The organism is Streptomyces sp. NPDC034086, assembly GCF_055575515.1.
The window spans coordinates 377073-402366 of the sequence record NZ_JBVISM010000004.1; the positions used below are offsets into that span (position 1 = coordinate 377073).

The 25294-nt window shown below is 73.4% G+C and carries 22 protein-coding genes and 1 pseudogene; 11 read left to right on the forward strand and 12 right to left on the reverse strand.

Going from position 1 to position 25294, the window contains the following annotated elements; translation table 11 throughout:
• Positions 1-82 precede the first annotated feature (82 nt).
• A complete protein-coding gene (locus ACZ514_RS14375; RefSeq protein ID WP_468170711.1) occupies positions 83-1258 on the forward strand; it encodes a trypsin-like serine peptidase in 1176 nt (391 codons plus the stop codon).
• Between the two features lie 90 nt (positions 1259-1348).
• On the opposite strand, the gene hflX is transcribed toward ACZ514_RS14375, so the two are convergent.
• The 6 genes from hflX to miaA form a co-directional block, all read right to left on the reverse strand.
• On the reverse strand, positions 1349-2854 hold the full coding sequence (gene hflX / locus ACZ514_RS14380) for a GTPase HflX (protein ID WP_468170708.1): 1506 nt from the start codon (positions 2852-2854) through the stop codon (positions 1349-1351).
• Between the two features lie 229 nt (positions 2855-3083).
• Positions 3084-4592, reverse strand: coding sequence for a M1 family metallopeptidase (locus ACZ514_RS14385; protein ID WP_468696912.1), 1509 nt, complete (start codon positions 4590-4592; stop codon positions 3084-3086).
• A 317-nt stretch (positions 4593-4909) separates the two neighbouring features.
• Positions 4910-6985 (reverse strand): RelA/SpoT family protein, encoded by a 2076-nt coding sequence (locus tag ACZ514_RS14390; protein WP_469124823.1) that lies wholly within the window; start codon positions 6983-6985, stop codon positions 4910-4912.
• 140 nt (positions 6986-7125) lie between these two features.
• On the reverse strand, positions 7126-8001 hold the full coding sequence (gene dapF / locus ACZ514_RS14395; RefSeq protein WP_469124824.1) for a diaminopimelate epimerase: 876 nt from the start codon (positions 7999-8001) through the stop codon (positions 7126-7128).
• A gap of 94 nt (positions 8002-8095) precedes the next feature.
• Positions 8096-8686, reverse strand: coding sequence for a hypothetical protein (locus tag ACZ514_RS14400; RefSeq protein ID WP_469124852.1), 591 nt, complete (start codon positions 8684-8686; stop codon positions 8096-8098).
• A gap of 111 nt (positions 8687-8797) precedes the next feature.
• Entirely contained in the window at positions 8798-9736 is a 939-nt protein-coding gene (miaA, locus tag ACZ514_RS14405; RefSeq protein WP_468170696.1) for a tRNA (adenosine(37)-N6)-dimethylallyltransferase MiaA, read from the reverse strand.
• Positions 9737-9910: 174 nt separating this feature from the next.
• Here miaA and ACZ514_RS14410 point away from each other — a divergent pair, with 174 nt between their 5' ends.
• Both ACZ514_RS14410 and ACZ514_RS14415 read left to right on the forward strand, forming a co-directional pair.
• Positions 9911-10153, forward strand: a complete 243-nt coding sequence (locus ACZ514_RS14410) for a hypothetical protein (RefSeq protein WP_468170693.1) — start codon at positions 9911-9913, stop codon at positions 10151-10153.
• Between the two features lie 22 nt (positions 10154-10175).
• On the forward strand, positions 10176-10421 hold the full coding sequence (locus ACZ514_RS14415; protein WP_388938219.1) for an antitoxin: 246 nt from the start codon (positions 10176-10178) through the stop codon (positions 10419-10421).
• Between the two features lie 79 nt (positions 10422-10500).
• On the opposite strand, the gene ACZ514_RS14420 is transcribed toward ACZ514_RS14415, so the two are convergent.
• Positions 10501-11229 carry a class III extradiol ring-cleavage dioxygenase family protein gene (locus ACZ514_RS14420; RefSeq protein WP_469124825.1) on the reverse strand — a complete coding sequence of 243 codons (729 nt, stop codon included), beginning with the start codon at positions 11227-11229 and terminating at the stop codon, positions 10501-10503.
• Positions 11230-11263: 34 nt separating this feature from the next.
• Positions 11264-12784, reverse strand: coding sequence for a tRNA (N6-isopentenyl adenosine(37)-C2)-methylthiotransferase MiaB (gene miaB / locus ACZ514_RS14425; RefSeq protein ID WP_468699064.1), 1521 nt, complete (start codon positions 12782-12784; stop codon positions 11264-11266).
• 151 nt (positions 12785-12935) lie between these two features.
• On the opposite strand from miaB, the gene ACZ514_RS14430 reads away from it, so the two are divergent.
• Positions 12936-13859 (forward strand): LysR family transcriptional regulator, encoded by a 924-nt coding sequence (locus ACZ514_RS14430; RefSeq protein WP_469124826.1) that lies wholly within the window; start codon positions 12936-12938, stop codon positions 13857-13859.
• Positions 13860-13997: 138 nt separating this feature from the next.
• Positions 13998-14993: a TAXI family TRAP transporter solute-binding subunit gene (locus ACZ514_RS14435; RefSeq protein ID WP_468170681.1), complete on the forward strand. Its 996-nt coding sequence runs from the start codon at positions 13998-14000 to the stop codon at positions 14991-14993.
• On the opposite strand, the gene ACZ514_RS14440 is transcribed toward ACZ514_RS14435, so the two are convergent.
• On the reverse strand, positions 14983-15900 hold the full coding sequence (locus tag ACZ514_RS14440) for an ROK family protein (protein ID WP_468171025.1): 918 nt from the start codon (positions 15898-15900) through the stop codon (positions 14983-14985). The genes ACZ514_RS14435 and ACZ514_RS14440 overlap by 11 nt on opposite strands.
• A 229-nt stretch (positions 15901-16129) precedes the next feature.
• Positions 16130-16456, reverse strand: a complete 327-nt coding sequence (locus tag ACZ514_RS14445) for a hypothetical protein (protein ID WP_469124827.1) — start codon at positions 16454-16456, stop codon at positions 16130-16132.
• A 398-nt stretch (positions 16457-16854) separates the two neighbouring features.
• Between ACZ514_RS14445 and ACZ514_RS14450 the strand changes: the two are divergent.
• Positions 16855-17162: pseudogene (locus ACZ514_RS14450) on the forward strand (glycosyl hydrolase); the annotation flags it as partial.
• A 70-nt stretch (positions 17163-17232) separates the two neighbouring features.
• Positions 17233-19356, forward strand: a complete 2124-nt coding sequence (locus tag ACZ514_RS14455) for an endo-beta-N-acetylglucosaminidase (RefSeq protein WP_469124828.1) — start codon at positions 17233-17235, stop codon at positions 19354-19356.
• Positions 19357-19365: 9 nt separating this feature from the next.
• On the opposite strand, the gene ACZ514_RS14460 is transcribed toward ACZ514_RS14455, so the two are convergent.
• Together ACZ514_RS14460 and ACZ514_RS14465 are read right to left on the reverse strand one after the other, a co-directional pair.
• Positions 19366-20778 carry a sensor histidine kinase gene (locus ACZ514_RS14460; protein ID WP_469124829.1) on the reverse strand — a complete coding sequence of 471 codons (1413 nt, stop codon included), beginning with the start codon at positions 20776-20778 and terminating at the stop codon, positions 19366-19368.
• Positions 20779-20787: 9 nt separating this feature from the next.
• Positions 20788-21492, reverse strand: coding sequence for a response regulator transcription factor (locus tag ACZ514_RS14465; RefSeq protein WP_468170668.1), 705 nt, complete (start codon positions 21490-21492; stop codon positions 20788-20790).
• A 277-nt stretch (positions 21493-21769) separates the two neighbouring features.
• Between ACZ514_RS14465 and ACZ514_RS14470 the strand changes: the two genes are divergently transcribed.
• From ACZ514_RS14470 to ACZ514_RS14485, 4 genes are all read left to right on the forward strand, one after another.
• Positions 21770-22555, forward strand: a complete 786-nt coding sequence (locus ACZ514_RS14470; protein WP_388938198.1) for an amino acid ABC transporter ATP-binding protein — start codon at positions 21770-21772, stop codon at positions 22553-22555.
• A 98-nt stretch (positions 22556-22653) separates the two neighbouring features.
• Positions 22654-23505 (forward strand): glutamate ABC transporter substrate-binding protein, encoded by an 852-nt coding sequence (locus ACZ514_RS14475; RefSeq protein ID WP_468699076.1) that lies wholly within the window; start codon positions 22654-22656, stop codon positions 23503-23505.
• An 83-nt stretch (positions 23506-23588) separates the two neighbouring features.
• Complete coding sequence (locus ACZ514_RS14480) at positions 23589-24263, forward strand: amino acid ABC transporter permease (RefSeq protein ID WP_468699081.1); 675 nt, start codon at positions 23589-23591, stop codon at positions 24261-24263.
• Complete coding sequence (locus ACZ514_RS14485; RefSeq protein ID WP_468699084.1) at positions 24260-25153, forward strand: amino acid ABC transporter permease; 894 nt, start codon at positions 24260-24262, stop codon at positions 25151-25153. Before ACZ514_RS14480 ends, ACZ514_RS14485 begins: the two co-directional genes overlap by 4 nt.
• Positions 25154-25294: the final 141 nt, after the last annotated feature.

Here is a 25294-nt window from a genome sequence, read left to right on the forward strand (position 1 = left end):
GCCTCGGCGGCATAGTGGGGGGTCTGCGATCCACCTCGATCGACTCCGTCTCGACACCTCGAAACTCCAGGGGGACTCACGAATGCGACCGAACCGACCGGTCACCGCGCTCCTCAGTGCGGCCGCGCTCGCGCTGACCGCCTCGGCCTGCGGACCCGGCGACGGTGAGGCCGGCTCCGACGCCAAGCCGACCGTGGCCGCGAGCCTGCCGTCCGGTGCGGCGGACGGGCTCAAGATCCCGGACGAGCTCAAGGACAAGCTCAAGCAGCACGGCTTCGACCTGGAGAAGTGGAAGGGGGGCGCGTGGAAGAACTGGAAGAAGGAGGACTGGCTCCGCGAGGCGGGCGACTACGTCAACCCGATCATCGACGGTCTCTGGGATCCGGACCGGATGCGTGACGCGGAGCAGCCGCAGCGCCCGGCCGTCGACCCGGACGCGGGCAAGGACCAGGGCGTCACCGACCCGACCCCGGCCCCGGTGGCCGCCAAGCCGGCCGCCGTGCCGTACCACACGAGCGTTCCGGCGTCCGGCAAGGTCTTCTTCGACGGTCCCGAGGGCTCGATGGTCTGTTCGGCGACCGTGGTGAAGGACCCGGCCCACCCGGGCAAGTCCAACATGGTCTGGACGGCGGGCCATTGCGTGCACGCGGGCAAGGCCGGCGGTTGGTACCGCAACATCGCCTTCGTCCCGTCCTACAACAACGCGGGCAAGCCGGCGGCGGCGCTCAAGGGCGCGCCGCGCGAGCAGGTGGCCCCGTACGGCGTGTGGTGGAGCGACTGGGCGCAGACCTCGGACCAGTGGATCGCGACGGGCGGTCCGACGGGTGGCGCGGGTGCCCCGTACGACTTCGCGGTGCTGCACGTGACGCCGGAGAAGGGCGGCGGCAAGTCGCTGGAGGAGACGGTCGGTACGGCGCTGCCGGTGGAGTTCAACGCCCCGGCGGTGGGGAAGGTCGCGGGCGTGACGGCGACGGGCTACCCGGCGGCGGCTCCGTTCGACGGGCAGAAGGCGTTCCAGTGCGCGGACAAGCCGGGACGGCTGGCGCTGCGGCCGGCGGACCCGGTGATGTACCGCATCGGTTGCACGATGACGGGCGGTTCCTCCGGGGGCGGCTGGGTCGCGGCGGGTGCCGACGGCAAGCCGGCGCTGGTGTCGAACACCTCGATCGGTCCGGCGAAGGCCGGCTGGCTGGCCGGTCCGAAGCTGGGCCCGGAGGCCAAGGGCATCTACGACGCGGTGAGCGCCAAGTTCAAGTAGGCACCTGAGCGGAGCGGACTCGTCCGCCCATGACGGAGGGCCCCCGCTCGTTGCGGGGGCCCTCCGCCATGTGGGCGTGTCGTCGTGCCGTTACCGCTTGGCGGGCACGTACGGCGTCAGCTCCGCCGCCAGTTCCGCGTGGACCCGCGCCTTGAGCAGGGTGCCCTCCGGGGTGTGCTCCTCGGAGATCACCTCGCCCTCGGCGTGCGCCCGCGCGACCAGCGCGCCCCGGGTGTACGGCACGAGTGCCTCCACCTCGACCGCGGGCCTGGGCAGCTCGGCGTCGATGAGCGCGAGGAGTTCCTCGATGCCCTGGCCGGTGCGGGCCGACACGGCGATGGAGTGCCGCTCGATGCGCAGCAGCCGCTGGAGGACGAGCGGGTCGGCGGCGTCCGCCTTGTTGATCACCACGATCTCGGGCACGTCGACCGCGCCGACCTCGCGGATGACCTCGCGCACCGCCGCCAGCTGCTCCTCCGGTGCCGGGTGCGAGCCGTCCACGATGTGCAGGATGAGGTCGGAGTCGCCGACCTCCTCCATCGTGGAGCGAAACGCCTCGACGAGGTGGTGGGGCAGGTGCCGGACGAAGCCCACGGTGTCGGCCAGGGTGTAGACGCGGCCGGAGGGGGTTTCGGCCCGGCGCACGGTCGGGTCGAGGGTGGCGAACAGCGCGTTCTCCACCAGGACGCCCGCGCCCGTGAGGCGGTTGAGGAGCGAGGACTTGCCTGCGTTGGTGTAGCCGGCGATGGCGACCGAGGGGACCTTGTTGCGGCGGCGTTCCTGCCGCTTGATGTCCCGGCCGGTCTTCATCTCGGCGATCTCCCGGCGCATCTTCGCCATCTTCTCGCGGATGCGGCGCCGGTCGGTTTCGATCTTGGTCTCACCGGGGCCTCGGGTGGCCATGCCGCCACCGCCGCCGCCACCCATCTGCCGGGAGAGCGACTGGCCCCAGCCGCGCAGTCGCGGCAGCATGTACTGCATCTGCGCGAGTGCAACCTGCGCCTTGCCCTCTCGGGACTTGGCGTGCTGGGCGAAGATGTCGAGGATGAGGGCGGTCCGGTCGACGACCTTGACCTTGACCACGTCCTCGAGCGCGATGAGCTGGCCGGGGCTGAGCTCGCCGTCGCAGACGACGGTGTCGGCCCCGCTCTCGAGCACGATGTCGCGCAGCTCGCGGGCCTTGCCGGAACCGATGAAGGTGGCCGGGTCGGGCTTGTCGCGTCGCTGCATCACACCGTCGAGTACGAGGGCGCCCGCCGTCTCGGCGAGGGCCGCGAGCTCCGCGAGGGAGTTCTCGGCGTCGCTGACCGTGCCGGAGGTCCAGACACCGACGAGGACCACGCGCTCCAGGCGGAGCTGGCGGTACTCGACCTCGGTGACGTCCTCGAGTTCGGTGGAGAGACCGGCCACGCGGCGCAGGGCCGCGCGCTCGGAGCGGTCGAACTGGTCGCCGTCCCGCTCTCCGTCGATCTCGTGGCTCCAGGCGACGTCCTCTTCCATCAGGGCATCGGCCCGAAGGCTCTCGGTGAAGCTCTGCGAGTCCCGCACGTTCTGCGCGTCCCGCGGGTCCTGGGAAGGGGAAGAAGAGGAGGTCATTGGATCCTTACGTCGATTCGATGGTGTCGCGCCGGCCGGTTCCGACGCCCGGCCGGTTCAGCCAGGGCCAAAGGTACCGCTGTGCGTGACATAACACTGTCACTTCCAACGCGTGGTCCGGTCCGGTGATTCCCGGGGGTGGCTCCCGGAGCGGGAACCCGCCGGGTTCCCGGTCGGACTCGTCGATGGTGTCATGCCCGTTCCCCGCCCGTCATACCGTTTTCCGCCGCTACGGCTTCCCCGGGGCCCCTGCCGGTGCGGCCGGGGAGGGCGCGGGGGCGGCCTTGGCGGACGCCGGGCCGCCCCACTCCGGGTGTCCCGGCATCGCCGGGGTGGTCTCCCCGTACAGCCACGGCCGCAGGAAGGCCGTGAGGTCGCGTCCGGCCTCCTGTGAAGCCAGCCGTACGAAGTCCTCCGTGCCCGCGATGCCGTCCCGGTGTTCCGCCACCCAGCGCCGCTCGACCCGGTCGAAGGCCGCGGCGCCGATCTCCTGGCGCAGGGCGTAGAGGATCAGCGCGGCCCCGTCGTAGACGACGGGGCGGAAGAGGCCGATCTTCTCGCCGGCCGGGGCCGCCTTCGGGGCGGCCGGGGGGCCGCCCTGGGCCCGCCACTGGTCGGAGCGCTGGTAGGCCTCGCGCATCCGCCGCTCCAGGGGGTACTTGCCGAGCCCGTCGGCGTACAGGGCCTCGTACCAGGTGGCGTGCCCCTCGTTGAGCCACAGGTCGGACCAGGTGCGGGGGGTGACGCTGTCGCCGAACCACTGGTGGGCGAGCTCGTGGACCATGACGGACTCCACGTACCACTCCGGGTAGCCGGCCGCCTCCCCGGCGAACAGGCCGTGCTCGAAGAGCGAGAGGGTCTGGGTCTCCAGCTCGAAGCCCGTCTTCGCCCGGGCGATGAGCACCCCGTAGTTCTCGAAGGGGTAGCGGCCCACGCGCTCCTCCATCCACGCCACGTGCCCCGCGGTCTTCGCCAGCCAGGGCTCCAGCCGCTCCCGGTCACCGGCGGGCACCACGTCGCGCAGCGGCAGGCCGTGCGGTCCGGTGCGGTGGAGGACGGCGGAGCGGCCGATGGAGACCTGGGCCAGTTCGGCCGCCATCGGGTGCAGCGTCCTGTACGTCCACTCGGTGGCGCCTCCGGCGCGGGCGGCGGGGAGGGCGCCGGGCAGCCCGTTGGCGACGGCCGTGTAGCCGTGGGGGGCGGTGATCCGGAAGGTGTAGTAGGCCTTGTCGGCGGGGTGGTCGTTGCAGGGGAAGACCCGGTGGGCGGCGTCGGCCTGGTTGGCCATGGCGAGGCCGTCCTCGGTGGTGACCCACCCCCCGTCGGAAGCCCTGCCGCGCGGGTCGCTGGTGTGCCGGACGGTGATGCGCAGCGGGGTGCCGGCCGGGACGGGGTGCGCGGGGGTCAGTACGAGGTCCTCCCCGGCGGACTCGAAGCGCGCGGGCTGCCCGTTGACCTCCACGGAGGAGACGGTTCCGTGCGTGAAGTCGAGGTTGACCCGCTCCAGCGGCTCCAGGGTGCGGGCTTCGATGGCGGTGGTCGCGTCGAGGGGGCTGCGGTTGTCCTTGAACGTGAAGGAGAGGTCGTAGGAGAGGACGTCGTAGCCGGGGTTGCCCAGCTCGGGGAAGAGCCGGTCGCCGATGCCCAGCGGTTTCGGCGGGGGCAGCACGGCGGCGACGAGGGTGAGGGAGGCCGCGGCGAGCAGGGAGGCGCGCAGGCGCGGGGAGGTGAGCTGCATCCACCATCGCTTACCAGCGCGTCTCGCGGGCCCGCGAGCGGCGCGCGACGACTCCACCCGAACGAGGCGCCCGAGCCGGGCACAGGACTGCGTACGCCTTCACGCGGCGCGTCCGGCGCGGGTGCCCGCGCGAGCCCTCACCGGGCCGGACCTCACCCCCTGGTGCTCCCCCGGTACGCCCGTCCCCCGCGCCCCCCGCGCGCCCCTGGACCCCCCTGCACGCCCCCGCGCGCCCCCGAACCGCCCCCGGTCTTCCCCCGAAGCCTTCCCCAGCCCCCTGAGCCCCACCCTGCCCCGTCCCTCCCGCGCAGCGGCTCCTACACCCGGCTCACGTCGTACACGCCGGGCACGTCGCGCATCGCCCGCATCAGCGCGGGCAGGACCGCCGCGTCGGGCAGTTGCAGCGTGTAGCTGTGCCGGACCCGCTGTTCCACGGGCGGCTCGACGGTGGCGGAGACGACTTCGACCCCCAGCCGGGCGATGGCCTCGGTCAGGTCGGCCAGCAGGTGCGGGCGCCCGAACGATTCGGCGTTGAGGGTGACCCGGCAGTCCGCGGTGGCCCGCCAGTGCACGGCGACCGAGGTCCGGCCCAGGGCGCGCATCTGGTCCACGGCCGGGCAGTGGACGCGGTGGACGGTGACGGCACCGCCGCGTACGACGAACCCGGCGACCGCGTCCGGCGGTACGGGGGTGCAGCATCCGGCGAGGCGGACGTGCGCGTCGGGCAGGTCGGCGACGGCGTTGCCCCCGCCGCCGCGCAGCCCGGGCACCGAGAGCGGCGCGCGGGGCGCGGCGCTGTCGGGTCCGGGGCCGTCGGGGTGGGCCTGGAGCCAGCTGCTGATGGCGATCCGGGCGGCCGGGGTCCTGGCGTGCTCCAGCCAGTCGGGGGCGGGCCCGGAGGTGGCGTCCTGCGCGAGGAGCAGCTGGACGGTGTCCCCGTCGGAGAGCGGCGAGGAGAGGGAGGTGAGGCGCCCGTTGACGCGGGCGCCGATACAGCTGTGTGCCGCCTCGCCGTGCTGCGCGTAGGCGGCGTCGATACAGCTGGCTCCGGCGGGCAGGCCCAGCGTGCCGCCGTCGGCGCGGAAGACGGTGATCTCGCGGTCCTGGGCGAGCTCGGCGCGCAGCACGCTCCAGAAGGTGTCGGGGTCGGGTGCGGACTGCTGCCAGTCGAGGAGCCGGGAGAGCCAGCCGGGCCGGGTGGGGTCGACGCGTTCCTCGTCGCAGTCGGCGGTCTCGCCCCCGGTGGCGTAGGGGTTGCCGAGGGCGATGACGCCGGCTTCGGCGACGCGGTGCATCTGGCGGGTGCGGACGATGACTTCGGCGACGTACCCCTCGGGGACGGCGACGGCGGTGTGCAGCGACTGGTAGAGGTTGAACTTCGGGACGGCGATGAAGTCCTTGAACTCCGAGACGACCGGGGTGAAGCAGGTGTGGAGTTCGCCGAGCACCCCGTAGCAGTCGGCGTTCTCGGCGACGAGGACGAGGATGCGGCCCAGGTCGGAGCCGCGCAGTTCGCCGCGTTGCCGGGAGATGCGGTGGACGGAGACGAAGTGCCGCGGCCGTACCTGGACCTCGGCGGTGATGCCGGCGTCGCGCAGGACGGTGCGTACGGATTCGGCGATGGCGGCGAGGGGGTCGTCCTCGCCGGCGTGGGCGGCGATGAGGGCGCGGGTGTGCTCGTACTCGTCGGGGTGCAGGATCGCGAAGACGAGGTCTTCCAGCTCGGTCTTGAGGGCCTGCACGCCGAGGCGTTCGGCGAGGGGGATCAGGACGTCGCGGGTGACCTTGGCGATGCGCGCCTGTTTCTCGGGGCGCATCACGCCGAGGGTGCGCATGTTGTGGAGCCGGTCGGCGAGTTTGATGGACATCACGCGGACGTCGTTGCCGGTGGCCACGAGCATCTTGCGGAAGGTCTCCGGTTCGGCGGCGGCTCCGTAGTCGATCTTCTCGACCTTGGTGACGCCGTCGACGATGAAGCAGACCTCGTCGCCGAACTCCGCCCGGACCTGTTCGAGCGTCACATCGGTGTCCTCGACGGTGTCGTGGAGCAGGGAGGCCGTCAGGGTGGTGGTCTCGGCGCCGAGTTCCGCGAGGATGAGGGTGACGGCGAGGGGGTGCGTGATGTAGGGCTCGCCGCTCTTGCGCATCTGGCCGCGGTGGGAGTGCTCGGCGAGCAGGTAGGCCTTCCGCAGAATGGACAGGTCGGCGTCCGGATGGTGGGCGCGGTGGGCTTCTGCTACGTGTCCGATGGCGTCCGGCAGGCGGTCGCGGGACGTGGGTCCGAGCAGGGCCGCCCGGCCCAGGCGGCGCAGATCGAGTCGGCTCCGGCCTCGTCTGCGCAGCTCAGGACGGATCTCGGGGTGTGCTTCTGGGTTCGTGGCCTCTGCACTCATGGGCACCTCCGGCGGCTTCGACCGGCGGTGGCGGGCATGGGGTGAGCCCTCAGGGCCGGTGCCTGATGTTACCGACCCCACCACGTGGCGCAGTCCACCTCTTGCTCAGCGTGAAACGGATCACCCATGAGAGGGAATCTTCAGGCGAAGGCCGTTTCCGTCAGCCAGGCCGCCTCGAACTCGCCGGAGGCCACGATGACGGCCGGTCCGGTCATGTCGACGCTGCCGTCGGGGTGTTCGGTGATGACGAGGGTGCCGCCGGGGAGGTCGACGGTGTACGAGACGGGCCGGCCGGTCCCGGCCGGGTCGGCCCCGTCGCGCCGGATGGCGGCCACGGCGACGGCGCACGCGCCGGTGCCGCAGGAGCGGGTCTCGCCGGAGCCGCGCTCGTGGACGCGCATGGCGACGTGCCGGGGGCCGCGGTCGACGACGAACTCGACGTTGACCCCGGCGGGGTAGGCGGAGGCCGGGCTGACCGGCGGGGGGCCGTACAGCGTGCCGGCGTGGTCGAGGCTTTCGACGAACGCGACGGCGTGCGGGTTCCCCATGTTCACGTTGCGCGCGGGCCAGGAGCGTTCGCCGACGGAGACGGTGACCTCGCCCTCGGGGAGCAGGGCGCGGCCCATGGAGACGGTGACGTCGCCGGTCTTGTCGAGGTGGACGCGCTTGACGCCGCCGCGGGTGGCGATGGCGAGGTCGCCGGGCTCGACGTGGCCGGCGTGCTGGAGGTAGCGGGCGAAGACGCGGACGCCGTTGCCGCACATCTCGGCGATGGAGCCGTCGCTGTTGCGGTAGTCCATGAACCACTCGGCCTCGCCGGCCAGGTGCGCGGCCTCGGGGTGGGCGGCGGAGCGCACCACGTGCAGCACACCGTCGGCCCCGATGCCGGCCCGGCGGTCGCACAGGGCGGCGACGGCGGTGGCGGGCAGCTCGATGGCGTTGTCCGGGTCCGGGACGATCACGAAGTCGTTCTCGGTCCCGTGGCCCTTGAGGAAGGGGAGGCTGGTGTGCGTCACCCGGCCATGGTACCGAGCGGGTCACCGCCCAGGCCTGGGGGACCGGCCCGCGGCGGGGCCGTCGCCGGTGGGCTGCCGCCGCCGGCCGGCGCGGTCAGCGCAGCCTGGCGACCCGGTACACGGCGAGCGCTACGACGGCCAGTGCGGCCAGCGCGTACAGCGCGGCCATGCGCCAGTCGGGGCGGCGGCCGCTGCCGCGCGGCGGCAGCCCGGGCCAGGTGTAGCCGACGCGGCGCGCGGCCATCATGCCCCAGCCGCCCGCGCAGCAGCTGATGAGGAAGCCGAGCATGGCGACGACGGCTCCGCCGTCCCCGAACTCGAAGGCGAGGGGGAAGGCGAACATCAGGGAGCCGGCGGCGGCCAGCATCACGATGGGGGCGATCTGCCAGATGCGCAGGCGGCGCTGCGGCCGCAGCTCGACCTCGAAGGCGGGTCCGGCGTCCTCGGTGCCCGGCTCCGGGGCGTCAGGGCCGTCGGGGCTCAGGCTGGCCGGTTCGGCGGGCAGCCCGAGGCCGTCGCCGACGGGGTCGGCAGCCGCGGGGGTGCCGCGTCCGCCGGAGCCCGCCGGGGCGTCCGGCACACCGGCGCCGGCGGACGCGCCCGGCTCACCGGCCCCGCCGCGGAGCATCCGGTCCGCTTCCCGCCCGGTGTCGTCCCGCCCCGTGTCACGAGGGCCGGCCTCCATAGCCACGCGCCCTCCCCACTCGGACTTCGTACGCAACTGTTCAGAAGTTTGATGATGGCACGGACCCGGGCCCGCAACGGGCACACGGGGCTTCCCGATGCAATCACGTGATCAGGCTGTGACCGCTCGTTCGACCAACGACTGCGCGAGTCCGGGGAGTTCCGCCCGGTCGGCGGCGGCTCCGCTGAGCCAGTGCACGCGGGGATCGCGGCGGAACCAGGAGTCCTGGCGGCGGGCGAAGCGCTTGGTGGCGCGTACGGTCTCGGCCCTGGCCTCGTCCTCGGTGCACTCCCCCGCGAGGGCGGCCAGCACCTGCTGGTAGCCCAGCGCGCGGGAGGCGGTGACGCCCTCGCGCAGTCCCCGGGCCTCCAGGGCGCGGACCTCGTCGACCAGCCCGGCCTCCCACATGCGGTCCACGCGCAGCGCGATCCGCTCGTCGAGCTCGGGGCGGGCCACGTCGACGCCGATCTGGACGGTGTCGTAGACGGATTCGTGGCCGGGCAGGTTGGCGGTGAAGGGCTTGCCGGTGATCTCGATGACCTCGAGGGCCCGGACGATGCGGCGGGTGTTGCTGGGCAGGATCGCGGCGGCGGCGGCCGGGTCGGCGGCGGCGAGGCGGGCGTGCAGGGCGCCGGGGCCGCGCAGGGTGGCCTCCTCCTCCAGGCGGGCCCGGACCTCCGGGTCGGTGCCGGGGAACTCCATGGCGTCGAGCGCGCCGCGCACGTAGAGGCCGGATCCGCCGACGAGGACGGGGGTGCGGCCCTGGGCGAGCAGCGCGTCGATCTCGGCGCGGGCCAGGCGCTGGTACTCGGCGACGCTGGCGGTCTCGGTGACGTCCCAGACGTCGAGGAGGTGGTGCGGGACCCCGCCGCGCTCCTCGGGCGTCAGCTTGGCGGTGCCGATGTCCATCCCCCGGTACAGCTGCATGGAGTCGGCGTTGACGACCTCGCCGTCGAAGTGGCGGGCCAGGGCGACGCCCAGGTCGGACTTTCCGGCCGCGGTGGGTCCGACGACGGCGATGACCCGCGGTGCGGGGGCTGTGTTGCTCACCGGAACAGTCTCGCAAACCCGGTGGCATGAACCCGATCGGGTGAGGTGACGGGGTGCGGGCGGGGTCGTTGCCCTGAAGAGGTCCGGCCCGGCGTGCGCCTGGCGCGCAGGTGGTGGAGGCCGGTCCGGCCAGGGCGGAACTTCACCCGCACGAGTAACGTTATGGGAGTAGACATGGGCGTTTTTGACCGGATTTTTCGCCGCAAGGAACAGGTAGGGGCCGACCAGGCCGCCACCGAGGCCGGGGCGGCGGAGGCGCTGGAGGCGGAGACCGAGCCGGCCGAGGAGGCCGGGAAGGCCGAGGAAACCGGGACTGCGGTGGCCGGGGCCCCCGCGGCGGAGGCCGTGGAGATCCCCAAGCAGCAGTCGGCGGAGGCCGCCGCGGACAGCGAGTCCGGCGAGGGCGCCCGTACCTAGTCACGCCACTGGAAGGTGCCCCATGGGGTTCATGGACAATCTGAAGGCCAAACTCGCTCCCGCGAAGGAGAAGGTCGGTGACCTCGCGCAGCAGCACGAGGGCAAGATCGGCGAGGGCCTGGACAAGGTCGCCAGGGTCGTGGACTCCAAGACCCACGGCAAGTACAGCGCCAGGATCACGACCGGCGCCGACAAGGCGAAGGACGCCCTGGGCAAGATCGCGCACAAGGACACCCCCGGCGGGCCGACGCCGCCGGCCGCCTCCTGACGCGGTACCGAGGGGGGCGCGGGACCGGCTGGTCCCGCGCCCCTTCGTCGTGCGCGCGTACGGTGCCCGCGGGCGCGGACTAGGACCAGGCGGCCACGAAGTAGCCGACCCCGTAGGGGGCGGCCTCGTACAGGAGCCGGCCGTCCAGGCCCGCGCCCTCGGCGGCCCCGGCGAGCACCTGCCAGGGCGCCCGGCCGGCGGCCAGCAGCTCGGCGGCCAGCGCCGGGTCCAGCGCGGCGAGCGCGGCGGTGTCGGCGGCGCCCAGGGCGCGCGCGGCCCCGGCGTCGAAGGCGGCGGCCCGTTCGTCCAGGTAGCCGGGCGCCTTCAGGGTCCGGCAGGCGCTGCCGTCGCCCATGACGAGCAGCGCGACGCGCCCGGCCCGCGCTGCGGTCTCCCGGCCGGCCAGCAGGCAGTCCCCGGTCTCCAGCGTCTCCCCCACCGCGAGCCCCTCGACGGGGGCGGCGCCCCAGCGGGCGCGGCCCAGCAGCCAGGCGCCTACGGCCAGTGGGGCGGGAAGCGGGCGCCCGGCCCCGTCGTCCCCGGGAGCGCCCTCGAGACGGTCGCTGAGCCGGACCTCGGTGTCGACTCCGAAGCCGCGGAAGCCGCCCCGTGAGCCCTGGGGGTAGGCGCCCGCGCGGTCGGCTTCGGCGGCGCCGACCACGACGAGCAGGTCGGGCCGCGCGGCGGCGAGCACGGCCAGCGCGTCGGAGCAGGCGGTGCGGGCGTCGTCGAGTTCGGCGGCGGCGCCCGCGGCGACCTCCGGCACGAGGAGCGGCGGGGCGGGGCAGACGGCGGCGGCTACGAGCATGATCCGCAGCCTAGCCGTCCCGGGTGGCGCGTGGTCAGCCGATCGCGCAGCCCGGGGTGGCCACCGGCAGCGGGGCGGGGACGCCGATGGCGGGGATGCCCAGCATGACGCCCGCCGGCTGGGCAGGGGCGGCGTTGCGCTTCTCCCAGGCGTCGCCGGCACGGGTGCGGCGCACCGCCCGCGTCGGGCCCTCGGCGAGCAGGTGGTGCGGGGCGGCGTAGGTGATGTCCACGGTCACCACGTCGCCGGGACGGACGTCCTCGTCGGGCTTGGTGAAGTGCACCAGGCGGTTGTCGGGGGCGCGGCCGGACAGGCGGGCGGTGGCGCCGTCCTTGCGGCCCTCGCCCTCGGCGACCATCACCTCGAGCGTGCGGCCGACCTGCTTCTTGTTCTCCTCCCAGGAGATCTCCTCCTGGAGGGCGACCAGGCGCATGTAGCGGTCCTGGACGACCTCCTTGGGGATCTGCCCCTCCATCTCGGCGGCGGGGGTCCCGGGGCGCTTGGAGTACTGGAAGGTGAAGGCGTTGGCGAAGCGGGCTTCGCGCACGACGTGCATCGTCTGCTGGAAGTCCTCCTCCGTCTCGCCGGGGAAGCCCACGATGATGTCGGTGGAGATCGCGGCGTGCGGGATCGCGGCGCGGACCTTCTCGATGATGCCGAGGAACCGCTCCTGCCGGTACGACCGGCGCATGGCCTTGAGGACGGGGTCCGAACCGGACTGCAGGGGCATGTGGAGCTGCGGCATCACGTTCGGGGTCTCGGCCATGGCGGCGATCACGTCGTCGGTGAAGTCGCGCGGGTGCGGGGAGGTGAAGCGGACCCGCTCCAGCCCCTCGACCTGGCCGCAGGCGCGCAGCAGCTTGGAGAAGGCCTCGCGGTCGCCCAGGTCGGAACCGTAGGCGTTCACGTTCTGGCCGAGCAGGGTGATCTCGGAGACGCCCTCGGCGACCAGGGCCTCCACCTCGGCGAGGATGTCGCCGGGACGGCGGTCCTCCTCCTTGCCGCGCAGCGCCGGGACGATGCAGAAGGTGCAGGTGTTGTTGCAGCCGACGGAGATCGAGACCCAGGCGGCGTACGCGGACTCGCGGCGGGTCGGGAGGGTGGAGGGGAAGGCCTCCAGCGACTCGGCGATCTCGATCTGGGCCTCCTCCTGGACGCGGGCGCGCTCCAGGAGGACGGGCAGCTTGCCGATGTTGTGCGTACCGAAGACGACGTCGACCCAGGGGGCCTTCTTGACGATGGTGTCGCGGTCCTTCTGGGCGAGGCAGCCGCCGACGGCGATCTGCATGCCGGGGCGCTTCGTCTTCATCGGGGCGAGCCGGCCGAGGTTGCCGTACAGCTTGTTGTCGGCGTTCTCGCGGACGGCGCAGGTGTTGAAGACGACCACGTCGGCGTCGCCGTCGGACCCCTCGGGCGCGCGGACGTAGCCCGCGTCCTCCAGCAGACCGGAGAGCCGCTCGGAGTCGTGCACGTTCATCTGGCACCCGTAGGTGCGCACCTCGTAAGTTCCCTTGGGGTCCACCACTGCCGTGCTCCGGTCGCTGCTGCTGGTCATGTCACAAGGGTAGGCGGTACCGGGGAGCCCTCCGGCCCGTGTGGCGAGCCCCACCGGCGGCGCTGTGGTGACGGCCGGGCGATGTGGTCCCGGGCGACCCGCAGTCCATAAGGAGGGCGGCCGGTTGTCCCGCGATCTAGAATGCGCGGTTATGGAGCTGGCTCAGTTGCGGTACCTCGTGGCGGTGGCGGACGAGGGCGGCTTCACCCGCGCCGCGGAGCGGCTGCACGTGTCCCAGCCCGGGGTGAGCGCGCAGGTCAGGCAACTGGAGCGGGAGCTGGGGCAGCGGCTGCTGGACCGCTCGGGCAGGCGGGTCACCCCGACGGAGGCCGGCGCGGCGGTACTGGCGTACGCGCGGGCCGCGCTGGCGGCGGTGGAGGGGATCCGGCGGACGGCGGACGAGTTCTCGGGGCTGCTGCGGGGGCGCGTGGCGCTGGGACTGATCCCGGGGGCGGCGTCGGCGGCGGTGGACGCCTTCGACGTGGTGGGACTGCTCGGCGATTTCCACGAGGCCCATCCCCAGGTGGAGATCTCGCTGACCGAGGACACCTCGGAACGGATGCTGGGCGCGCTGCGGCGCGGGGAGCTGGACCTGGCGGTGGTCGGCCTGGCCGGGGAGCCGCCGCAGGGGATCACGGCGCGGGTGGTGCTGGACGAGCCCCTGGTCGCGGTCGTCCGGGCCGACGACCCCCTCGTACGGTCCGCCGTCGACGGCCGCGTCCCCCTGGCGGAACTGCGGGGGCGGGCACTGATCGCCCTGCCGCCCGGGACGGGGCTGCGCGGGGTGCTGGAGCGGGCCTGCGCGGAGGCCGGTTTCACCCCCCGGGTGGACTTCGAGGCGGCCGCGCCGGCCGTGCTGGCCCGGCTGGCGGCGAGGGGGCTGGGGGTGGCGGTGGTGCCCGGCGGGGCGGAATCGGCGGCCGGGCCCGGAGTGCGGGCGCTGCGGCTCACCGACCCGGAGCTGAGCGGCCGGGTCGCGCTGGCGTGGCGCACGGACGGCCCGTCCGGTCCGGCGGCCCGCCGCCTGCTGGCCCGCCTGCGCACGGCCCTCCCGGCCGCCGCGGTCCCCGGGTAGGGGCGGGGGCCACTCCGGCACCCGCGCGGGCGTTCGGGGGCACGGCCCGGCGGCGGCGCCCGGGGCCGGCGGCCCGGGGCGGGCGGGCGGTCCGGGCCGGCCGTGACAGGACGGCCGAGGGGGTGCGAGGATCCCGGCATGCCCCTCGTACCTCCCCGCATCAGCCGGCGCCGCCTCCTGCTGGGCCTCGTCGCCCTGCTGGTCGTGCTCGGCGGGCTGCTGTGGTGGCCCAGGCCCTTCTGGGAACCGGAGCTCAAGGGCGAGCTGACCTTCAGCACGGGGGTGCGCAACGGTGTCTACCACCTTTACGGACAGCTGCTGGAGGAGGCCCTCGCGCAGGACATGCCCGAGGTGCGGGTCCGGTTGCAGACCAGCGAGGGCTCGCAGCAGAACCTCCAGCGGGTGGCCGCCGGGCAGGCGGACTTCACGGTGGCCACGGCGGACGCGGTCGCCAAGTACCGGGCGGACGGGAAGCCGGGCGCCGACCGGCTGCGCGGCTGCGCGCGGCTCTACGACGACTACGTCCAGCTGGTGGTGCCGGCGGGTTCGCCGGTGCAGTCGGCCCGTGACCTGCGGGGCAAGCGGGTCGCGGTCGGTCAGGACGGCTCGGGGGTCCGGCTGGTGTCGGAGCGCCTGCTGACGGCGGCCAAGCTCAACCCGAAGAAGGACGTCACCGCCGTCGGGATCGGCATCGACACCATGCCCGCCGAGCTCGAGGCGGGGCGGATCGACGCCTTCTTCTGGTCGGGCGGACTCCCGACGAACTCCGTGCGCGAGCTGTCGGAGCGCTTCGACATCCGGCTCGTGCAGCTGGGCGACCTGGTCGAGCAGCTCCAGGACACCGGCAGCCCGGCCCGGTACTACCGCGCGGCGGTGATGCCGCAGGACGCGTACGCACGGGCCCGCAACACCTCGTCGGTGGCCACACTGGCCGTGCCGAACCTGCTGGTCACCCGGGAGGACACCGGCGCGGAGCTGACGGAGCGTTTCACCCGGACGGTGATCCTGAGCCGCGACCGGATCGGGCACCAGGTGCACGCCGCGCAGCTGGTGGACCTGCGTACGGCGATCTACACGGACCCGCTCGACCTGCACGAGGGCGCCGGGCGGTACTACCGCTCGGTCAAGCCGTAGGCAGCAGCATCGTCGCGGCGGCGGCCGCGCCGATCAGTCCGGCGTGGGTGCCGAGGGCGGCGGGGACGACCTGGAGGTCCCGGACGAAGGACAGGGCCGCGTACGAGGCCAGGTGCCGCCGGATCGGCTCGAAGAGGGTGTCCCCGCTGGCGGCGACCCCGCCGCCGATGACCGCGATGTCGGTCTCCACGAGGGTGGCGGTGGCGGCGATGGCCGCGGCCAGGGCCCGCCCGGCGCGGTCGAAGGCGGCCAGCGCCACCGGGTCGCCGGCCGCCGCGGAGGCGGCGACGCCCGCCGCCGTGGGGTCGGGACCGGTCCAGCCCCGGGCGAGGGCCCAGCGGGCGATGGCGGTCCCGGAGGCGAGGGACTCGACGCAGCCGTGGCCCCCGCAGACGCACCGCTCGCCGTCGAACGCGACGCTGATGTGGCCGATGTGACCGGCGTTGCCCGTGGGTCCGGGGTGGAGCCGGTTGTTCAGGATCAGGCCGCCCCCGACCCCGGTGGAGACCACCATGCACAGGGCGTTGGCGTGCCCCCGGGCGGCGCCCAGCCAGTGTTCGGCGGCCGTCATGGCCACGCCGTCGCCGGCCAGGACGGCCGGGATGCGGGCCCCCCGCGCGCTCAGCTCGGCGGCGACCCGCTCCTGGACGGGGAAGTCGCGCCAGGCCCCGATGTTGACCGGGCTCACGGTGCCCCGCGAGGTGTCCACCGGGCCCGCGCTGCCGATGCCGCAGCGGACGACCCGCGCCCACAGGGGGGACCGCGCCAGTTCTGCGACGACCTCCGCGACCGCCGCCATCACCCCCTCGGCGTCCGTCCCGCGCGGGGTCGGCCGTCGGGTGACCGCGGTCATGGCGCCGTCGGGGTGGACCAGCGCCCCGGCGATCTTCGTACCGCCGATGTCGATCGCGACGGTCGGGCCGGCGAGGGCGCCGGCCGCGGTCGCGCGCGGCGTGGGGAGGGCTGAGGTGGGGGTGGTCACGGGGGCTCTCCTGCGAAGGGGTCGGATTTCAGTATGCGGCCGGCGGCGGAGCCGTACTCCCGGGGGGCTCCGGCCGCGGCAGCTCGCTCGCCGGTCGGAGCCGCCCCGGCCCTGGCCTACGACAACGACGTGAGAGCGATGGCCGGCAGGGCGGTCACCCGCCGGGCAGGGCCGGGGAGACCGGCGGGTGGCGGCGCCCTCGGAGTCGGAGCGGCCGGCGGCCGGGCAGGCCGGCGATGTGCGCGATCCGGTGGTGCCCGAGGCCGTGGAGCTGCTCGAGCACCGCGGTCATGGCGGGGGTTTCGTCGGCCCAGTCGGACGGCAGCGGCGGCGGCCCCGTCCCTGGCGTCGGCTCCGGCGACTCCTCGGACCCGGCCCGCGCCGGCCGGACCGCCACCGGTTCGCCCGCTCCCGCGACGTGGGTGTCCTCGGAAGCGCCCGGTCTGCCGTTGAGGGCGAAGGAGGCGGCGGTCTCGGACACGTGGACTTCGACGCGCGGACCGTACGCGGTCCCGCCCCGGGAGGCCGGCCCCCCTCACCCGGCCGCACCGCTCGCGGCAACTACGGGGTCGGCAGCGGGCCTTGAGGCCGGCTCACCGTCAGGTCCACCAGGAACGCGTCGCGGAGGAGATCCCCGGAGCCGCGTGGCCACGAGGGCACCCGCCCCGCCTCGAGCGCCCGAGCGGAGCACCCCGCCGGAATCCGGCCGCCCGGCCGCCGAGGCGCTGTTGACTCCCTCCTGCCCGCCCCGGCAGGTTGGGGCCGTCCGGCGCATTCCCCAAGACTCCGGGACCCTCCATGCACCGTGCCTCCTCCCGCACCCTCCCGCGCTTCGGCGCCCACTGCACCCCGGTACGCGGCTGGTTCGGCGCGGCGCCGGAGCATGCCGCGCGGTTCATCCGGGCCACGCTGGCGGCGGCCCTGGACTGTCCCAGGCTGTGGGGGTGACGTGGTGGTGCTCGCACGAGGTGTCCCGGGAACTCGCGGACTTCCCGGAGCTGGCGTACGGCCTCGGCCTGCTCACCGACGACCGGCGCGGCAAACCCGCCGGGACCGCCGTGGCCGAGGTCGCCGCGGCCTGGGCGGCACTGACGGCCCGTGGTCTGCGGCCGGCGGTGGTCCTCGCGGACCGCGCGGCGGACCGGGCCCACCTCGAGGTCCGGGGCATCACCGCGTACGCCCTGTCCCCGGATAGGTCCTGTCCCTGTCCCTGTCCCCCACCCCTCCCCCGCCCGAGCCGTCCCGTGAGGAGCTCCGATGTCCGAGTCCGGTGCCAGCGTCCCCTTACCGCCGACCAGACGCGCCATCCTGGCCGTGGGCGCCGCCGGCGCCGGAGCGGTGCTCCTCGGGGCGCCCGCCCCGGCGTCGGCCGCCCCCGCCGCACCGGACAGCGCCGCACCGGACAGCGCCGCGACCGCGCCGGGCCTGGCTCCGTACGCCTCCTACTGGTTCCCGGACACCCTGCCCTCCGGCAGCCCCGAGCCGGGCGTCGTGTGGCGCTCGCTCAGCGGCTGGACCCCGGAGTCGGACCCGGACCTCGCCCACAACACCGCGACCGTGCCGCTCGCCCCGCGCTTCACCCCGGTGCCGGTGCACCGCGGCGCCCGGGCCGGCCAGGCGCGGATCTCGGCGCTGGTCTCCTTCGGGCCGACCTCCCGCAACCCCTCCCAGGGGTCGGCGACCGCCGACTCCTACGCGCTGACGCACTGGGCCTACCTCGACGAGCTGGTGTTCTGGGGCGGCTCGGCCGGCGAGGGCATCCTGCTGGCCCCGAACGCGCCCGTCGTCGACGCCGCCCACCGCAACGGCGTCCGGGTGCTGGGCAACGTCTTCCTGCCGCCCGTTGCCTACGGCGGCGACCTCCAGTGGACGCGGGACCTGGTGCGGCGGGAGGCGGACGGCCGGTTCCCGATGGCGGAGCAACTGGTGCGGGTGGCGCGGGCGTACGGCTTCGACGGCTGGTTCGTCAACGCCGAGACGGACGGCGGGGACAGCGCCCTCGCCACCCGGATGCGGGAGTTCCTGAGGGCGCTGCGGGCGGCGGGCGCGCCGCACGGGCTGCGCATCACCTGGTACGACGCCATGAACAGCACCGGCGGGGTCGGCTGGCAGGGCGCGCTCAACGCCCTGAACGAGGAGTTCCTCGAGGACCGGTCGGGCCGGGTCGCGGACACGATGTTCGTGGACTTCCGGTGGACGGCGCGCTCGCTCGCCGAGTCCGGCGTCCGCGCCGGGCGGCTCGGCCGCAGCCGGTACGAACTGTGGGCGGCGGTGGACGTGGAGTCCAGGGGCTGGGATTCCGACGTCCGTTGGGACGCGATCGTCCCCCGCGACCGCGGCCATGTGGTCAGCCTCGGCCTGTACCGGCCGGAGTGGACCCGCAACCACCTCACGGACCGTTCCCCGGGCGCCTTCCACCGTGCCGACGACCGGTTCTGGACGGGCGGCTCCCTCGACCCGGCCCGGCCCGCGCCGGAGTCCGGCTGGCGGGCCCCGGCCACCTTCGTCGCGGACCGCTCCACCGTCGCCGGGCTCCCCTTCGGCTGCTCCTTCAACACCGGGCACGGGCTGCGCTGGTACGAGGAGGGCGTGGTCACCTCCGGGGACCCCTGGAGCCACCTCGCGCTCCAGGACCGGCTTCCGGGACGGCGCTGGGTGGTGGACACCGCCGGGGCGCGGCCCTCCGTGACCCTGGACTTCGCGGACGCCTGGCGCGGGGGTTCCAGCCTGCTGGTGGCGGGCCCGCTGACCGCGCCGGCCGCGGTCGGCCTGCACGCGACGCGGCTGCCGCTGACCGGTTCGGCCGTCGCGGAGCTGGTCCACGCGAGCGGTGCGGGGCCGGTGGCGGTCGAGCTCGGGGTCGCCGTCCGAGAGCCGTCGGGGCCGGGGGCGCCCGTGCCGTACACCTGGCTGGCGGCCGGGGCGGCGGATGCCGGCCAGGGCTGGCGGACCTCCCGCGTGCCCCTCGCGCGCCTGGCGGGGAGGACCGCGTACGCCCTCGCCGTACGGATCACCGCGCCCGGGAAGGCCCCGGTGTCCTGGCGGCTCGGGGCCCTGACGGTACGCGACGCCCCCGCGCGGCGGCGGCCGGCCCCGCCCGCCCGCCTGAGGGTGGAGGCCGTGGCCGGGCAGGGCGACGGGCGTGCCGAACTCCGCCTGCGCTGGGACCGCGCGGCCGGGCCCGTCCGGCACTACGAGCTCCACCGCCTGCTCCCCGACGGCACCCGCCGCTTCCTGGCCGGCACCTGCGCGGCCGCCCTGCACCTGCCCTCCGTCGGCCGGGCGGGCGGGGAACCGGCGGCCGTCTTCGAGCTGCGGGCGGTGGACGAGGCGTACGCCGCCTCCGCACCGGCCCGCACCGAGCTGCCCTGGCCGCGGTAGCCCCGGGCTTCAGCTGCCGTGGGGGTCGGTGCGCGGGACGGCGACCGTCACGCGCAGCCCGTGCGGCGGGTTCGTCTCGTAGGAGAGGGATCCGCCGCCCGAGGCGAGCAGGGCGCGGGAGATGGACAGGCCCAGCCCGGAGCCCTTCACGTTCTGGTGGCGGCCGCTGCGCCAGAAGCGGTCGCCGACGCGCTGCAGTTCCTCCTCGGTCAGGCCCGGCCCGCGGTCGGCGACGACAACGAGCGCGCTGCGCCCCTCGGCGGAGACGGACACCTCGACCTCCTCCCCCGCGGGGGTGAACTTCAGGGCGTTGTCGATGACGGCGTCGAGCGCGCTGGACAGGGCGATGGGGTCGGCCCAGCCGGTGACGGCGGAGCGTCCCGTCTCGGTGAGCCGTACGCCCTTCTCCTCGGCGTAGGGCCGCCAGGCCGCGACGCGCTCGGCGGCGAGACCGCCGATGTCGGTGAGGCTGATCTCGGCGGAGGCGTGCTCGGCCAGGGCCAGGTCCAGCAGGTCGTCGAGGACCTGGGCGAGGCGTTTGCCCTCGGTGCGCACGGAGGCGATCTCCTCGTTGCCCTCGGGGAGTTCGAGGGCGAGGAGCTCGATGCGCAGGAGCAGCGCGGCGAGCGGGTTGCGCAGCTGGTGGGAGGCGTCCGCCACGAACGCCCGCTGCTGCTCCAGTACCTCTTCGACGTTGTCGGCCATCTCGTTGAACGAACGGGCCAGGCGTCTGAGTTCCGGCGGGCCGCTCGCGGCGGCGACGCGGGAGTTCATCCGTCCGGTGGCGATGCCGTGGGCGGCCGCGTCGAGGGTGCGTACGGGTTTGAGCACCCAGCTGGTCAGGCGGAGGGCGGCACCGAAGGCGACGAGCATGGCGGCGGCGAGTCCGGCGGCGATGACCAGCCAGCCGCGCAGGATCCGGGCGCGCATCCGGTCGGTGGGGGATTCGGTGGCGACGACGGCGACCACGTCACCGTCGAGGACGACCGGGGAGACGACGAGGAGTTTGCCGTTGATCTGCCACGGCCAGACCTGGCCGGGGTCGTGGCTGCGCCGCCCGGCGAGGGCCTCCTTGAAGGCCTCCCGGCCCTCCCCGGACTGGGGCAGCTGCCACCAGCCGGGGGCGCGGGCCATGGCGTTGTCGTCGCGGTAGAAGATGCCGACGCGGATGCGGTACAGCTCCTGGTAGCGGGCGAGTTCGAGCTGGAGCGTCTCGCGGCGCTCCTGGGCGCCGGTGGCCCCGGACCCCTCGGCGTCGATCACGAACTGGGCGAGGGCGGCGAAGCGGGCGCTGTCGTCGATGCGGTCGACGACCACCCGCTGCTGCTGGGCGGCGGCCAGGCTGACGGCGAGCGGCAGGCCGAGCGCGATCAGCACGCCCGCCATCAGGACGACCAGGAGCGGGAGGAGCCGGGTGCGCACGGCGGACCGCTAGGGTGCGATCGGGGTGACGAGCCGGTAGCCCACCCCGCGGACGGTCTCGATGAGCGCGGGCATGCCCAGCTTGGAGCGCAGTGAGGCGACGTGCACCTCGAGGGTGCGGCCGGTGCCCTCCCAGCTGGTCCGCCACACCTCGCTGATGATCTGCTCGCGGCGGAAGACCACGCCGGGCCGCTGCGCGAGGAGGGCCAGGAGGTCGAACTCCTTGCGGGTCAGCGGTACGTCGGTCCCGTTCACGGTGACGCGGCGGGTGGGCAGCTCGACGGCGACCGGGCCGAGGCGGACCGTGCCGGGGGCGCCCTCGGGGGTGGTGGCGGCGTCCTCGGGGGCGCCGGTGCGGCGGGCCACGGCGTGGATGCGGGCGAGGAGCTCCCCGGTGTCGTACGGCTTGACCACGTAGTCGTCGGCGCCCATGTTCAGGCCGTGGATGCGCGAGCGCACGTCACCGCGGGCGGTCACCATGATGACGGGGGTGGAGGTGCGCTTGCGGATCTTGCCGCAGACCTCGTAGCCGTCCTGGTCGGGCAGGCCCAGGTCGAGGAGGACCACGCCGAAGGGCTTGGCCCCGGCCGGCAGGAGCGCCTGGAGGGCCTCCTCGCCGTTGCGGGCGTGGGTCACCTGGAAGCCGTGCCGGGCGAGGATCGCGGAGAGCGCGGCGGCGACGTGGTCGTCGTCCTCGACGAGCAGCAGCCTCATGGGGTCCCCCTTCCCGCTCGTTCCGCTTCAGCTTCCGTACACATGGTCACCACGCATCCACGCCCATGGGAGAGTCCCACGTCAAGAGGGTTCCGGTCCGGCGGGTCTTCCGTTATGCACCCGGTACGAGTACATCGCGCCCTTCGTGGGTACAGCGTACGGAGCGTATCGGTGCGAGGCCGTTTCGTTATGCTCAATTCTCCCTCAGATGTGGTGACGGTGTGCACACCTCGTCACTACTGTCCTCCCAACCGACGGAGGACGGAGCAAGAAGCCGATGAGCGGAGTATCAGTGACCAAGGACGTGCAGGATGCGGCCGGTGCCGCGGACGGCCTGGTCGTACTGAGCAACGTCAACAAGCACTTCGGCGCGCTGCACGTGCTTCAGGACATCGATCTGAGCATTGCCCGCGGTGAGGTCGTCGTGGTGATCGGACCCTCGGGCTCGGGCAAGTCGACGCTGTGCCGGACCATCAACCGGCTGGAGACGATCGACTCGGGCAGCATCACGCTGGACGGGAAGCCGCTTCCGGCGGAGGGCAGGGAACTGGCCCGGCTGCGCGCCGACGTGGGCATGGTCTTCCAGTCCTTCAACCTGTTCGCGCACAAGACGGTGCTGCAGAACGTGATGCTGGGTCAGCTCAAGGTCCGCAAGGCGGACCAGGCGACGGCCCTGGAGAAGGCGAAGGCGCTGCTGGACCGGGTGGGTGTCGGCGCACAGGCCGACAAGTACCCGGCGCAGCTGTCCGGTGGTCAGCAGCAGCGCGTGGCGATCGCCCGGGCGCTGGCGATGGACCCGAAGGTGATGCTCTTCGACGAGCCCACCTCGGCGCTGGACCCGGAGATGATCAACGAGGTGCTGGAGGTCATGCAGCAGCTCGCCCGCGAGGGCATGACGATGGTGGTCGTCACGCACGAGATGGGCTTCGCCCGTTCGGCGGCCGACCGGGTCGTCTTCATGGCGGACGGGAAGATCGTCGAAGAGGCCACTCCGGAGCAGTTCTTCAGCAACCCGCGGAGCGACCGTGCCAAGGACTTCCTGTCGAAGATCCTGCACCACTGACGCCCGCGTCTGGTAGTGATCCGACCGACGGCACTCGCCGTCGCCCACGACGTGTCCAGCTCGTCGTTCAACAACGTCTCACCCGAGGGAAGTTCACCATGAAGGTTCTGAAGGCCGGCGCGGCCGTGGCCACGGCCGCCGTTCTCGCCCTGACGGCGACCGCCTGTGGCGGCGGCAAGGACACCGCGAGCGACGCGGGCGCCTCCGGCGGCACCAAGTCGGACAAGATCGTCATCGGCATCAAGTTCGACCAGCCGGGCCTCGGCCTGAAGACCCCGGACGGCAAGTTCGAGGGCTTCGACGTCGACGTGGCCACGTACGTGGCCAAGGAGCTCGGCTACCAGCCGGACCAGATCCAGTTCAAGCAGGCCGTCAGCGCCGAGCGCGAGAACCTGATCTCGAACGGTGACGTCAAGCTCGTGGTCGCCACCTACACGATCAACGAGAAGCGCAAGGCGAAGGTCGACTTCGCGGGCCCGTACTTCCTCGCCCACCAGGACCTGCTGGTCCGCGCCGACGAGACCTCGATCACCAAGGCCGAGGACCTGAACAGCAAGAAGCTGTGCTCGGTCGCCGGATCCACTTCCGCGCAGAACGTCAAGACCAAGCTCGCCCCCGAGGCGGACCTGAAGGAATACCCGGGCTACTCCGAGTGCCTGACCGGCCTGGAGAACAAGGCCGTGGACGCGCTCACCACGGACGGCTCGATCCTCGCCGGCTACGCCGCGCAGGAGAAGAACAAGGGCAAGTTCAAGCTGGCCGGCCTGAAGCTCAGCGACGAGCCGTACGGCATCGGCCTCAAGAAGGGCGACAAGGACCTCCAGTCCAAGGTGAACGCCGCGCTCAAGAAGATGGTGGAGGACGGCTCCTGGCAGAAGGCGGTGGACGCGAACCTCGGCCCCGCCGGCTACAAGGCCGATCCGGCCCCGCAGATCACCGAAGGCAGCTGATCCATCGGTGAGGGGAGCCGCCGCCCGCGACAGGCGGGCGGCGGCTCGCCTCACCGACCATCCTGGGGAGAGCGCAGGGCAACGTGTTCGACTTTCTTAATTCCGGGCAGTACGACGTGCTCGGAGCCTTCTGGGTGACGGTGCAGCTCACCCTCTACTCGGCTATAGGTTCCCTGGTCTGGGGCCTGATGCTGGCCGGGATGCGGGTCAGTCCCGTCCCGCTGATGCGGAGCTTCGGGACGGCGTACGTCAACACCGTGCGCAACACGCCGCTGACCTTGCTGATCCTCGGCTGTTCACTGGGCCTGGACCAGACCTTGGGCATCACCCTCGCCGGCGGGACCTCCAAGGAGGTCGGCTTCCGGCTGGCGGTCCTGGGCCTCATCGCCTACACCGGCACCTTCGTCTGCGAGGCGCTGCGCTCGGGCATCAACACCGTGCCGGTCGGCCAGGCCGAGGCGGCTCGTGCGCTGGGGCTGAGCTTCTTCCAGGTGCTCACCCTGATCGTGCTCCCCCAGGCCTTCCGGGCGGTCGTCGCGCCGCTCACGAACGTACTGATCGCCCTCACCAAGAACACCACGGTGGCGGCGACCATCGGCGTGGCCGAGGCGGCCCTGCTGATGAAGGAAATGCTGGAGAACGAGGCGCAGGCGCTCTTCGCGGTCTTCGCGGTCTTCGCTCTCGGCTTCATCCTGCTGACCCTGCCCACCGGCCTGCTGCTGGGCTGGGTGGCCAAGCGAGTGGCGGTCAAGCGATGAGCTCCGTTCTGTACGACACCCCCGGCCCCAAGGCCAAGGTCCGCAACTGGATCTACACCGGCGTCTTCGCGGTACTCGTCGCGCTGGCCCTGTGGTGGATCCTCGACCGTATGGCCGAGAAGAACCAGCTCGAGGCCGACAAGTGGACTCCGTTCGTCAACGACAGCCAGATCTGGACGACGTTCCTGCTGCCGGGCCTCGGTGAGACCCTCAAGGCCGGCCTGATCGCCATGGTGATCGCGCTGCCGCTCGGCGCGCTCTTCGGCATCGCCAGGCTCTCGGACCACGCGTGGGTGCGCATCCCGGTCGGCGCGGTCGTGGAGTTCTTCCGCGCCATCCCGGTCCTGATGCTGATGATCTTCAGTTCCGCCCTGTACGTGCTGCTCGGCACCGTCAGCTCGGACCTGCGTCCGCTGTACGCGGTGGTCACCGGACTCGTCCTGTACAACGCCTCGGTCATCGCCGAGATCGTTCGGGCCGGAATCCTGTCCCTCCCCCGCGGCCAGACGGACGCGGCCAAGGCCATCGGGATGCGCAAGGGCCAGACCATGGTCCACGTGCTGATCCCGCAGGCCGTCACGGCGATGCTGCCGGCCCTGGTCAGCCAGCTCGTGGTGATCCTCAAGGACACGGCGCTCGGAGGTGCCGTCCTCGGCTTCGCCGACCTGATGTCGATGAACCGCCAGATCTCCGCGAACTACAGCAACACCATCGCGACGATGGTCGTCATCGCCGTGATCTACATCGCGGTGAACTTCGCCCTGACCACGCTGGCCTCCCAGATGGAGAAGCGGCTGCGCCAGTCGAAGAAGGGCACCGGAGCCGTGGTCGAGGCCGACGTGGCCGAGGTCGACGCGGGCGGCGCGCCCGGCGTGGGCAAGGCCCCCTGACAGCGGCTGCCGGCAGGCGTTGAGCTTCCGCTCCACGGGAGCGGAGCGGAAACCCGTCAGGAGATGTCGAGGCGTGTGGTGTGGGGGGGGGGGCCGGGGACCACAAAAGAGTGGTTTGTGCCGACAAGCAACCTAGGCCGG

Bases quoted from the DNA above. Each gene is read 5' to 3' on its own strand.
- ACZ514_RS14470 (WP_388938198.1), top strand. From the start codon at position 21,770: ATGAGCGGAGTATCAGTGACCAAGGACGTGCAGGATGCGGCCGGTGCC.
- miaB (WP_468699064.1), bottom strand. From the start codon at position 12,784: ATGACCAGCAGCAGCGACCGGAGCACGGCAGTGGTGGACCCCAAGGGA.
- ACZ514_RS14465 (WP_468170668.1), bottom strand. From the start codon at position 21,492: ATGAGGCTGCTGCTCGTCGAGGACGACGACCACGTCGCCGCCGCGCTC.
- ACZ514_RS14420 (WP_469124825.1), bottom strand. From the start codon at position 11,229: ATGCTCGTAGCCGCCGCCGTCTGCCCCGCCCCGCCGCTCCTCGTGCCG.
- ACZ514_RS14475 (WP_468699076.1), top strand. From the start codon at position 22,654: ATGAAGGTTCTGAAGGCCGGCGCGGCCGTGGCCACGGCCGCCGTTCTC.
- ACZ514_RS14410 (WP_468170693.1), top strand. From the start codon at position 9,911: ATGGGCGTTTTTGACCGGATTTTTCGCCGCAAGGAACAGGTAGGGGCC.
- ACZ514_RS14430 (WP_469124826.1), top strand. From the start codon at position 12,936: ATGGAGCTGGCTCAGTTGCGGTACCTCGTGGCGGTGGCGGACGAGGGC.
- ACZ514_RS14455 (WP_469124828.1), top strand. From the start codon at position 17,233: ATGTCCGAGTCCGGTGCCAGCGTCCCCTTACCGCCGACCAGACGCGCC.
- ACZ514_RS14415 (WP_388938219.1), top strand. From the start codon at position 10,176: ATGGGGTTCATGGACAATCTGAAGGCCAAACTCGCTCCCGCGAAGGAG.
- hflX (WP_468170708.1), bottom strand. From the start codon at position 2,854: ATGACCTCCTCTTCTTCCCCTTCCCAGGACCCGCGGGACGCGCAGAAC.
- ACZ514_RS14385 (WP_468696912.1), bottom strand. From the start codon at position 4,592: ATGCAGCTCACCTCCCCGCGCCTGCGCGCCTCCCTGCTCGCCGCGGCC.
- ACZ514_RS14400 (WP_469124852.1), bottom strand. From the start codon at position 8,686: ATGGAGGCCGGCCCTCGTGACACGGGGCGGGACGACACCGGGCGGGAA.
- ACZ514_RS14435 (WP_468170681.1), top strand. From the start codon at position 13,998: ATGCCCCTCGTACCTCCCCGCATCAGCCGGCGCCGCCTCCTGCTGGGC.
- ACZ514_RS14375 (WP_468170711.1), top strand. From the start codon at position 83: ATGCGACCGAACCGACCGGTCACCGCGCTCCTCAGTGCGGCCGCGCTC.
- ACZ514_RS14485 (WP_468699084.1), top strand. From the start codon at position 24,260: ATGAGCTCCGTTCTGTACGACACCCCCGGCCCCAAGGCCAAGGTCCGC.
- ACZ514_RS14390 (WP_469124823.1), bottom strand. From the start codon at position 6,985: ATGAGTGCAGAGGCCACGAACCCAGAAGCACACCCCGAGATCCGTCCT.